Source organism: Neobacillus drentensis, assembly GCF_036962125.1.
GTDB lineage: Bacteria > Bacillota > Bacilli > Bacillales > Cytobacillaceae > Neobacillus > Neobacillus drentensis_B.
In genome coordinates, this window is the sequence record NZ_JBALOA010000025.1 from 34,590 (window position 1) to 45,077 (window position 10,488).

Here is a 10,488-nt window from a genome sequence, read left to right on the forward strand (position 1 = left end):
TACAATATGTACTAATTCATGTTTAGTATAATCACCTGAAAAGGGTGCTAGTGCTTTTCAAAATATAGTACGTTTCCTTCATATATCCTCGAAAAATATGGTTCGAGAGTCTCTACCGGGTCACCGTATAATGACCTGACTATGAAGGCAGGATTATTTTCTGTGAGCTTTTTTGCGAGAAAACTAGAATTCTGCCTTCCTGATAGTTGGAAGGGAGAATTCTAGTTTTTTTTATACCCTTTGCTAAAAAGGTTCATAATAACAATAACTTGAGAAAATTGAGGTGGATGCTTTGCCAAGCAAGCACGAGATGATTATTGTATTAGATTTTGGTAGTCAATATAACCAGTTAATTACCCGCAGAATTCGTGAATTTGGAGTATACAGTGAACTTCATCCGCATACCATTACTGCAGAAGAAATCCGCCAATTAAACCCTAAAGGGATTATTTTTTCCGGCGGGCCAAATAGTGTGTACGATGAAAATTCCTTCCGCTGTGATGAAGCAATTTTTGAAATGGGTCTGCCCATCCTTGGGATTTGTTATGGGATGCAATTAATGACGGTCCATTTTAATGGGAAGGTTGAAAAAGCGAAAGAGCGGGAATACGGAAAAGCAACGATGACCCTACAGCAACCATCAGCGCTCTTTAACGGTTTGCCAAATGAACAAACAGTGTGGATGAGTCACGGTGACCTTGTCGTTGAAGCTCCTTCTGGATTTACTGTTGATGGAACAAACCCTTCTTGTCCTATCGCAGCAATGAGCGATCAAGAGCGCAAGCTTTATGCCGTACAGTTTCACCCAGAGGTGCAACATTCTGTATATGGGAATGAACTGCTTAGGAACTTTGTCTTTAACGTATGTGAATGCAGTGGCGATTGGTCAATGGGTAACTTCGTTGAAATGGAAATGGCAAAAATTCGTGAAACGGTTGGCGATAAAAAAGTTCTTTGTGCCTTAAGTGGCGGGGTTGACTCTTCTGTTGTTGCTGTCCTAATCCATAAGGCTATTGGTGACCAGCTTACCTGTATTTTTGTAGACCATGGCCTGCTGCGGAAAAATGAGGCAGAAAGTGTGATGAAGACTTTTTCTGAAGGATTCCATATGAATGTCATTAAGGTCGACGCCAAGGATCGATTCTTTTCGAAACTTGAAGGCGTTTCTGACCCTGAGAAAAAACGGAAAATCATTGGAAATGAGTTTATTTATGTATTTGATGATGAAGCGACGAAGCTAGAAGGAATTGAATTTTTAGCTCAAGGAACGCTTTATACCGACATTATTGAAAGTGGTACCGCAACCGCACAAACGATTAAATCGCATCATAACGTGGGCGGGTTACCGGAAGATATGCAGTTTAAGCTGATTGAACCATTAAACACGCTATTTAAAGATGAAGTCCGTGCGCTTGGAACCGAGCTTGGTATTCCAGATGATATCGTTTGGAGACAGCCATTCCCTGGCCCGGGTCTAGGTATTCGTGTATTAGGGGCAATTTCAGAGGACAAACTTGAAATCGTTCGTGAATCAGATTGGATCCTGCGTGAGGAAATTAAGAAAGCGGGGCTGGACCGAGAAATCTGGCAGTACTTTACGGTGTTACCGGACATTCGCAGTGTCGGTGTAATGGGAGATGCAAGAACGTACGATTACACCATTGGGATTCGTGCAGTGACCTCCATTGACGGAATGACCTCGGATTGGGCAAGGATTCCTTGGGATGTCTTAGAAGTGATATCAACGCGGATCGTGAACGAAGTCGCACACGTAAACCGCGTCGTCTACGACATTACCAGCAAGCCACCAGCAACAATTGAATGGGAATAAGAAAAGCGAAAGCGCCCTGTTCAGCGGCGTATGGCCTCCTCGGAAAAGCTAACGCTTTCCCTTCGTGCGATGCTAATGCTGCCGAAGCCTTCCTTATGGAGCGCTCTTAGTCGCTGGAGCTAGACGATAAAGCTTACCAATGTTTACTAATTTACGAACGATTTTATTATAAAAAATAAAATCGTTCGTATTTTTTGTTTACAAGCAGTTTATTTCCTGCTAAAATAAAAAAGGAATTAAGAGAATAATAATTATAATTGCATCGTATAATCTTGGGAATATGGCCCAAAAGTTTCTACCGAGCTACCGTAAATGGCTTGACTACGAGGCAGTGTCTTTAATGATGAGGTACGCTTCTTTCCTCAATTTATTTGCACATGCCTATAGTCACGCTCCGGTAGAAGATGCCGGAGTGTTTTTTGTGTTAAAAAAGATAGATTCATAGGGGGCAGACAGAATGCAGAAGTATTTTGAGTTTGAGAAACATGGTACAAATTATCGCCGCGAGTTTATTGGGGGAATTACCACCTTTTTAGCAATGGCCTATATACTTGTGGTTAACCCACTAACCTTATCACTTGCTTCCGTAAAGGACTTTCCAGATGCTTTAAGGATGGATTACGGTGCTGTATTTGTCGCAACGGCCTTGGCATCTGCTCTTGGGTCCATTGTAATGGGACTACTTGGAAAGTATCCGCTGGCATTAGCGCCGGGGATGGGATTGAACGCGTTTTTTGCTTATACAGTTGTGTTAGGAAGCGGAATTCCTTGGCAGCATGCTCTGGGTGCTGTGTTAATCTCCGGAGTATTTTTCTTTCTATTAACTTTAACAGGACTTCGTGAGAAAATTATCAATGCAATTCCGATTGATTTGAAACATGCTGTCGGAGCAGGAATTGGCTTGTTTATTACCTTTGTGGGTTTACAAAATGCGGGGATTATCGTTAATAATGATGCGACACTCGTTGGCTTAGGTGATTTAACGGCAGGACCAACGTTACTTGCTATTTTCGGTATAGTTGTAACTGTCATTATGATGACACGGGGAATTAATGGTTCTGTATTTTACGGAATGGTTATTACTGTTATTGTGGGGATGATCTTTCAATTAATTAAAGTACCAACTGGTGTAGTGGATACTGTTCCAAGTTTAGCGCCAACGTTTGGTGCAGCCTTTTCCTCATTCGGTGATAGTTCTTTTTATACCACATCAATGCTTGGAATTATCTTGACTTTCTTATTTGTTGATTTCTTTGACAATGCCGGTACACTTGTAGCAGTAGCCAATCAAGCTGGTATAATGAAAGACAATAAACTCCCGAATGCGGGACGTGCCTTAATTTCTGATTCAATCGCAACAACGGTTGGTGCAGTTCTCGGAACATCGACAACTACTTCATACATTGAGTCATCGGCAGGGGTTGCAGCTGGTGCTCGGACTGGATTTGCTTCGTTAGTTACAGCTGGATTATTTATCTTATCGTTATTTTTCTTTCCGTTATTATCAGTGGTAACAGCGCCTGTTACGGCACCTGCATTAATTATAGTTGGGGTGTTGATGGTTTCTTCTTTAGGGGAAATAGACTGGAAAAAGTTCGAAATTGCAGTTCCATCTTTCTTAACCATGATTGCTATGCCATTATCTTACAGTATTGCAACAGGGATCGCTGTAGGCTTTATCTTCTATCCGATCACGATGATGGTCAAAGGCCGTACGAAGGAAATTAATCCAATTATGTACTTTTTCTTTGTCATCTTTGTTCTATATTTCATTTTCTTAAAATAAATAATGTTTAACGGGAACTGTGGCTGCCACAGTTCTTTTTTTGTCCACACAATATAAAAATTCACAAATTGTTCTAATATTCAGACGAAAAATTACAAATTTCTCCAAATTTATTGAGTATGATGGGGAGTGAAAGGAGTGGGTCCCATGAACATGTTAAAAGTAGCTGATTTACAAAAAAGCTTTGGGAATATTGCCGCTGTTAAGGGGGTCTCTTTTTCTGTGGAAAAAGGGGAGTCATTTGGGTTGTTAGGTCCCAATGGAGCGGGAAAATCAACGACCATCAATATGATTACAGGTTTATTTCCGCCCACCTCAGGTGCTGTTCATATTAAAGACATCGATGTCATCAAAAATACAAAACAGGCCCAAAAGTTAATTGGTATTGTTCCGCAGGAGATTGCCCTGTATCAAACCATGTCAGCTCGCGAAAACTTAAAGTTTTGGGGAAGAATGTACGATTTATCAGGGAATATGCTAGAGAAAAGCGTAGACGAGGTACTTGAGATTATTGGGTTAACGGAGCGGGCGAAAGATAAGGTAGACACCTTTTCGGGAGGAATGAAACGACGTGTCAATATCGGTGCAGCTATATTACATAAGCCTGAATTATTAATCATGGATGAGCCGACGGTTGGCATTGACCCACAATCGCGGAATCATATCCTAGAAACGGTAAAACGATTAAATACTGAAGGAATGACGATTATCTACACCAGTCATTATATGGAAGAGGTCGAATACCTTTGTAAACGAATTGGAATTATTGACCATGGCGAATTAATTGCCTTAGGGACATTGCAGGAGCTAAGGGAGACAATTGGTGATCATTCAAAAATTGTCTTTACCATGGAACAAAAAGAATTGAACCCTAAACACCTTACCAAAACGTTAACAAGCTTATTTTTAGAAAAAGATATTCATCTGAATGACAATCAACTAATCATCTTTCATAAGGACCCACAATTAGTCCTAACTGATTTGATCCAACTAGTAACAAAAGCGGGAACAAAGGTGACCTCCGTGGATATTATCGAGCCCAACCTAGAAAGTGTCTTTTTGCATTTAACAGGAAGAAGCCTGAGAGATTAGGAGAGGATAATTATGACTTTCTGGTGGCTGGCTATTAAGGATATGCTCATCATCGTTCGTGATAAAAAGGCGTTTCTTACCCTTGTATTGATGCCGCTATTGCTCATTGCCATTTTAGGGGCAGCTTTTGGGGATATCATGAAGCAGGATGAGGATGTGTCCATCGAAAAATTTTCCCTTGGAGTAGCTAATTTAGACAAAGGACCTCTAAGTACAGTGTTAACCAACGAAGTGTTTTCGAAGGGGCTTTCCAAGCAAATCAAATTAGAGACTTATCAAGAGGAGCGCTTGCGTGAGAAAATTAAAAATCATCAACTCTCTGTCGGAATTATTATCCCGCCTAACTTCACTGCATCACTAATGTCTGGAAGTGAAACGAGTGTTAGGCTTCTAACGGTCCCAGATCCAGGTATTAAAGCGACCATTGTCCAGACCGTTATTGAACAGTTTTCAAACTCCATCTCCATCGAGGTATTAGCATCACGGTTGACAGAACCAGTCAATGCGGGCAATCAAGCAACCATTGATCAATCAAAACCTACTTCTGAAAGCATAAAGCAACCTGTCCTCAAAGAAAAAACAATCAGCGCCAAAACAAAGCCAGTCGGCTCTTTTCAATATTATGCAGCAGCTATGAGTGTTATGTTTTTATTAATGACAGTGGTTCAAGGAGTTACTGCGATGATCCTTGAAAAAGAGCAAGATGTCTATAAACGTTTACTTACAACTAATTTAACCTACACCAATTACCTTTCAGGAAAAATGCTCGGATTGATGATGATTTCACTAGCACAAGCATTCATTATTATTCTCGGTACAAAGCTTCTTTTTGATGTAGATTGGGGTTCCTCTATCTACGGTCTCATCCTAATGACGTTCGCTTTTGTTTTTAATGCCTGTGGACTTGGAATTTTAGCCGGGTCTTTTATCAAGTCAGAAAAGGTGTTTAATGTAGCGGGGAGTTTCGGAACACAAATTATGTCCGCTTTGGGAGGGAGCATGGTCCCCTTATACTTCTTTCCTGATTGGGTTCTTTGGGTCACAAAACTTTTGCCAAATGGCCTTGCCCTGCAAACCTATTTAGACCTTATGTCGGGGGCGACAATTGCTGAGATTCTACCTGCCGTTGCTGGATCAATGGGGTTAGGTTTATTGTTTTGTGCAGTTGGCTTAATTCGCCTTTCATTAGGGAGGAGAAAAAGTTATGCGTAAAATATGGACGATTATCTGGCTGCAGGTGAAAGGCTTTTTTAAATCCCCTGGAGCAATCATATTAATGTTTGTCATGCCGGCCTTATTTAGTTGGATATTTGGCGGAATGGCTGTCAATTCTGGGGAAAATAAGTCTCTAGTCAATATTGTCGTAAATGATGGTCAGGACAGCAAGGGGATTGTTGCCCTGTTAAAGAAAAATGCTCATTTTGAATGGAAGCGCACCTCGTTGTCTCAAGCTAAGAAGAATGTTTCAGAGCAGGATGCAGTTGCAGCCGTGGTTATCCCAACAGATATCCAGGAGCGTATCAAAAATAATAGCCCACTTTTTGAAATAATTGTTCAAAGAAAGAGTGAAGAATATTTAGGGTTATACCCTCATTTGAAAGGAACAGCACAGCTAATTCAAACTACACATCAATCTGTTTTAAAGGAGAAGGGAGAGGCGTTTCCCCAATTATTAGAGGCTATTGCGGCATATAAAGGAATTAAAGTCGAACAACAGCTCGTTCAAGCCGACCATATTAACCAAACTGGTACCAATTTAATGATTGTGGGTTTTGCCATCATGTTTATGATGTTTGGTCTGTCCGGGGCTGCATCAACGATATTGGATGAACGAATTGGTGGGACATGGGGAAGACTGATGACCTCTCCAGTAAGTAAACTCCAGATCTGTTTAGGCTATCTTTTGTCGTATTTTCTGATGGGATGGATCCAATTTGCAATATTAATGGTGGCAATGAACCTTATGTTTGATACAACATGGGGGAAATTAACCTATCTCATTCCATTTGCATCGCTAGTCATTTTAACGGTAGTTGGCTTTGGTCTCATGATTGCTGGACTCGTCAAAACCAAACAACAGGCATCAGCGATCGGTGCTGTATTGATTGTAAGTACATGTATGCTCGGAGGGGTTTATTGGTCGATTGATTTAGTTCCAGACATGATGCAAACATTATCACTAGCAGTTCCACAAAGCTGGGCAATGGCTGGTTTCAAAGAAATTATTAGTGGAAGTTTGCATTTTGGTACACTACTAAAAGACTCATTGGTATTAGTTGGATTCTCCATTTTATTCTTTTTCATTGGGCTTCGAGCAATGAAGTTTGAATAAATTCAGAAGGTTGTCGATTTTTGTCGTTGACTTCCGGTATTCTACCTTTTATTCTGTAAATAAAAGGTTAAAAGGTAGAAATGGGGGAATGGGTATGGCGAAACTGATAGTTGAAAAAGTTTTAAATAATAATGTTTTGATTGCTGAACACCCTTCCTATGGCGAAGTTGTTTTGATTGGCAAAGGGATTGGATTTAATCGTAAACACGGAGATTTTATTGAAACAGACTCTGTGGAGAAACTTTTTGTCTTGAAAAATGAAAAAGAGCAACAAAATTATATTAAATTGCTGCCTTTTATTGATAATGAATTTTTAGAGGTAATTATTGCTTCAATTGATTTAATCAAACAGCGAACGAGTTCAATGCTCAATGAACATATTCATGTTGCTTTAACCGATCATTTAATGTTTGCCTTAACCAGAGCCTCACAAGGAATGGAAATGAAAAATCCATTCTTAGTGGAAACGAAGGCATTATATCGCCATGAATATGAAGTGGCTAAGGAAGTTGTCGAGCTTATTAAGGTGAAAACGGGAATCAACTTTCCAATTGGTGAGATTGGATTTATTGCCCTTCATATTCATAGTGCAATAACTAATAAAGATATTTCAGATGTAAATCAACACTCCCAGCTAGTTAACAAGCTGGTGGATATGGTTGAGGAGCAGCTTGAAATAGAAATAGATAAAGAAGGCATCGATTATATGAGGCTCATTCGCCACCTTCGCTTTGCAATTGACAGAGTTGTGAACGGAGAAAAGGTCGAAGAACCAGAAAAAATTTCTTCCCTATTGAAGGATGAATATCCAATATGCTATAATCTCTCATGGAAGCTCATAAAAGTGATGCAACAATCTTTAAAGTTGAAAGTCTTTGATGCTGAAGCAGTATATTTAACCATGCATCTGCAACGACTTCAAAAAAAATTTAAATAGCACTTATTTTTTACGTGTTACTGATACGATCAGGCATGAGTAAAAAGTATTAATTAAAATAAAGACTATTGGGTAATCTATATCCATAGCTTTATTTGATTGAACTTTTTGCTCATGCCTTTTTTTGTTGGTATTACACTCTGATATGTAACCGCTTTATGAGCTAGACAAAAAATTAGGAGGTATTTTATATGTTTAAAAATGCTTTTGGTGTTTTGCAAAAAGTCGGTAAAGCACTTATGTTACCGGTTGCAATCTTGCCTGCTGCTGGGATATTGTTAGCAGTTGGTAATGCGCTTCAAAACCCAACGTTAATTGACCTTGCGCCATTCTTAGACAATAGTGGAGTAGCAATGGTTGCAAAGATTATGGAACAGGCGGGTAGTGTCATATTCGGAAACCTAGCATTATTATTTGCTGTTGGGGTTGCGATTGGATTAGCTGGCGGAGAAGGTGTAGCCGGACTTGCCGCAATTGTAGGGTTCCTGATTATGAATGCAACAATGGGAACTGCCTTAGGAATTGATGCTGCTGACCTTGCAAAGCATCCGCAAAGTTATGCTTCAGTATTAGGTATACCGACGCTGCAAACCGGTGTCTTTGGAGGTATTATCGTCGGTCTGATTGCTGCGTACATGTATAATAAATTTTTCGAAATTGAATTACCGTCTTATCTTGGATTCTTTGCTGGTAAGCGATTTGTGCCGATTGTAACTGCTGCAAGTACGGTTCTATTGGGATTGCTAATGATTCTAATCTGGCCGCCAATTCAAACAGGTTTGAATTTATTCTCAACCAACATGGTTGATGCCAACAGAACAGTTGCTGCCTTTATCTTTGGAGTAATTGAACGTTCATTAATTCCGTTTGGATTGCACCATATTTTCTATGCACCATTCTGGTATGAGTTTGGAAGCTATACAAATGCCGCTGGAGATCTTGTCCGTGGTGACCAACGTATTTTCATGGAACAAATTAAAGATAATGTTCAACACTTAACTGCAGGTACATTTACAACTGGTAAATATCCATTTATGATGTTTGGACTTCCTGCTGCTGCACTTGCGATTTACCATGAAGCACGTCCGGAAAAGAAAGTGTTTGTTGGAGGTTTAATGGCTTCAGCAGCGTTAACTTCTTTCTTAACAGGTATCACTGAACCAATTGAATTCTCATTCTTGTTTGTTGCACCGGTATTATTTGGTATCCATGCGATTTTTGCAGGATTATCCTTTATGACAATGCATCTATTGAATGTAAAAATCGGGATGACCTTCTCCGGTGGATTAATTGACTATATTTTATTTGGATTAATCAACCCACAAACAAATGCGTGGATTGTTATTCCTGTAGGTCTTGTCTTTGCTTTGATTTATTACTTCGGTTTCCGTTTTGCGATCCGTAAGTTCAATCTTAAAACACCAGGCCGTGAATTAGAGGAAGAAGAGGATTCAGCGCCGACAGGAAAAAGCAAATCAGGTGATTTAGCAGCTAATATTTTAGATGCTATGGGTGGTAAAGATAACATTGCACATTTAGATGCTTGTATTACACGGCTTCGTGTCTCAGTAAATGATATTAAGAATGTAGATAAAGCTGAATTGAAAAAACTTGGCGCTGCGGGCGTTCTTGAAGTAGGGAATAATATCCAGGCGATTTTCGGACCACGTTCTGAAACTATTAAGGGACAAATGAAAGATATTATGTCTGGAAAGAGACCTCGTACAGCTTCTGTGGATTCAGCAGCTACACAGCCAAGTGGGGCAAATAATTCTGAAGCAATTCAAAAGGCACGTGAAAATGAAGTATTCGTCGCTCCTGTTAAAGGGGAAATCAAGCCGATTACTGAAGTGCCGGATCAGGTGTTTGCTGGAAAAATGATGGGCGATGGCTTTGCGATTGTCCCAGCGGAAGGAACAATTGTTTCTCCGGTTAATGGAAAAATCGTAAACCTGTTCCCTACAAAACATGCGATTGGGATTTTATCTGATACAGGTCGTGAAATCTTGATTCATGTTGGTATTGATACGGTTAACTTAAAAGGTCAAGGATTTGAGACGTTAGTGTCTGAAAATGACATTATTGAAGAAGGACAACCATTATTAAAAGTTGACTTAAATTACATTAAAGAACACGCGACATCCACTATCACTCCTATCGTCTTCACGAACTTAGCTGAAGGGGAAAAAGTTGTGATTACCAAGCAAGGTCAGGTTGAGTTAAGACAAGCAGGAATCATTAAGATTACGAAGTAAACGAAGAAGCCGGCTCTGAATAATAGAGCCGGCTTTTCTATTTATAATAGAAGAAAGTTGGGATAAGTATAATTAATTATAGAATTATGTTGACGTGCTTCAGACACGGTGGTATTATATTAAAACAGTCGTTAATGACGAGTTAATAACTTGTCGGTGTTAAAAACAATGAAAAAGTTGTTGACAACGAATGACTGAGGTGATATAGTTATAAAGTTGCTTCGAACGAAGTAACGGAATTGTTCTTTGAAAACT

At 39.7% G+C, this 10,488-nt stretch carries 7 protein-coding genes and 2 riboswitches; all 7 genes read left to right on the plus strand.

Annotation, left to right across the window (positions count from 1 at the left end; all coding sequences use genetic code 11):
• Window positions 1-58: 58 nt before the first annotated feature.
• Window positions 59-162: riboswitch (purine riboswitch) on the plus strand.
• 148 nt (window positions 163-310) lie between these two features.
• The 7 genes from guaA (at window position 311) to ptsG (ending at window position 10,233) form a co-directional block, all read left to right on the plus strand.
• Window positions 311-1,831 carry a glutamine-hydrolyzing GMP synthase gene (gene guaA, locus V7121_RS19915; protein WP_335547557.1) on the plus strand — a complete coding sequence of 507 codons (1,521 nt, stop codon included), beginning with the start codon at window positions 311-313 and terminating at the stop codon, window positions 1,829-1,831.
• A 242-nt stretch (window positions 1,832-2,073) separates the two neighbouring features.
• Window positions 2,074-2,175, plus strand: a riboswitch (purine riboswitch).
• A 113-nt stretch (window positions 2,176-2,288) separates the two neighbouring features.
• Entirely contained in the window at window positions 2,289-3,617 is a 1,329-nt protein-coding gene (locus V7121_RS19920) for an NCS2 family permease (RefSeq protein WP_335547554.1), read from the plus strand.
• Between the two features lie 153 nt (window positions 3,618-3,770).
• Window positions 3,771-4,709, plus strand: coding sequence for an ABC transporter ATP-binding protein (locus V7121_RS19925; protein ID WP_335501913.1), 939 nt, complete (start codon window positions 3,771-3,773; stop codon window positions 4,707-4,709).
• A gap of 12 nt (window positions 4,710-4,721) precedes the next feature.
• Window positions 4,722-5,921 (plus strand): ABC transporter permease, encoded by a 1,200-nt coding sequence (locus V7121_RS19930; RefSeq protein WP_335501896.1) that lies wholly within the window; start codon window positions 4,722-4,724, stop codon window positions 5,919-5,921.
• On the plus strand, window positions 5,914-7,041 hold the full coding sequence (locus V7121_RS19935) for an ABC transporter permease (protein ID WP_335547555.1): 1,128 nt from the start codon (window positions 5,914-5,916) through the stop codon (window positions 7,039-7,041). The genes V7121_RS19930 and V7121_RS19935 overlap by 8 nt, the downstream gene beginning before the upstream one ends.
• A gap of 94 nt (window positions 7,042-7,135) precedes the next feature.
• On the plus strand, window positions 7,136-7,978 hold the full coding sequence (glcT, locus tag V7121_RS19940; RefSeq protein ID WP_335501901.1) for a glucose PTS transporter transcription antiterminator GlcT: 843 nt from the start codon (window positions 7,136-7,138) through the stop codon (window positions 7,976-7,978).
• Between the two features lie 191 nt (window positions 7,979-8,169).
• Entirely contained in the window at window positions 8,170-10,233 is a 2,064-nt protein-coding gene (gene ptsG / locus V7121_RS19945; protein WP_335501904.1) for a glucose-specific PTS transporter subunit IIBC, read from the plus strand.
• Window positions 10,234-10,488 lie beyond the last annotated feature (255 nt).

Excerpts from the sequence above, each read along its gene's own strand:
- V7121_RS19925 (WP_335501913.1), top strand. The coding sequence starts at position 3,771 with ATGTTAAAAGTAGCTGATTTACAAAAAAGCTTTGGGAATATTGCCGCT.
- V7121_RS19935 (WP_335547555.1), top strand. The coding sequence starts at position 5,914 with ATGCGTAAAATATGGACGATTATCTGGCTGCAGGTGAAAGGCTTTTTT.
- guaA (WP_335547557.1), top strand. The coding sequence starts at position 311 with ATGATTATTGTATTAGATTTTGGTAGTCAATATAACCAGTTAATTACC.
- V7121_RS19930 (WP_335501896.1), top strand. The coding sequence starts at position 4,722 with ATGACTTTCTGGTGGCTGGCTATTAAGGATATGCTCATCATCGTTCGT.
- glcT (WP_335501901.1), top strand. The coding sequence starts at position 7,136 with ATGGCGAAACTGATAGTTGAAAAAGTTTTAAATAATAATGTTTTGATT.
- V7121_RS19920 (WP_335547554.1), top strand. The coding sequence starts at position 2,289 with ATGCAGAAGTATTTTGAGTTTGAGAAACATGGTACAAATTATCGCCGC.
- ptsG (WP_335501904.1), top strand. The coding sequence starts at position 8,170 with ATGTTTAAAAATGCTTTTGGTGTTTTGCAAAAAGTCGGTAAAGCACTT.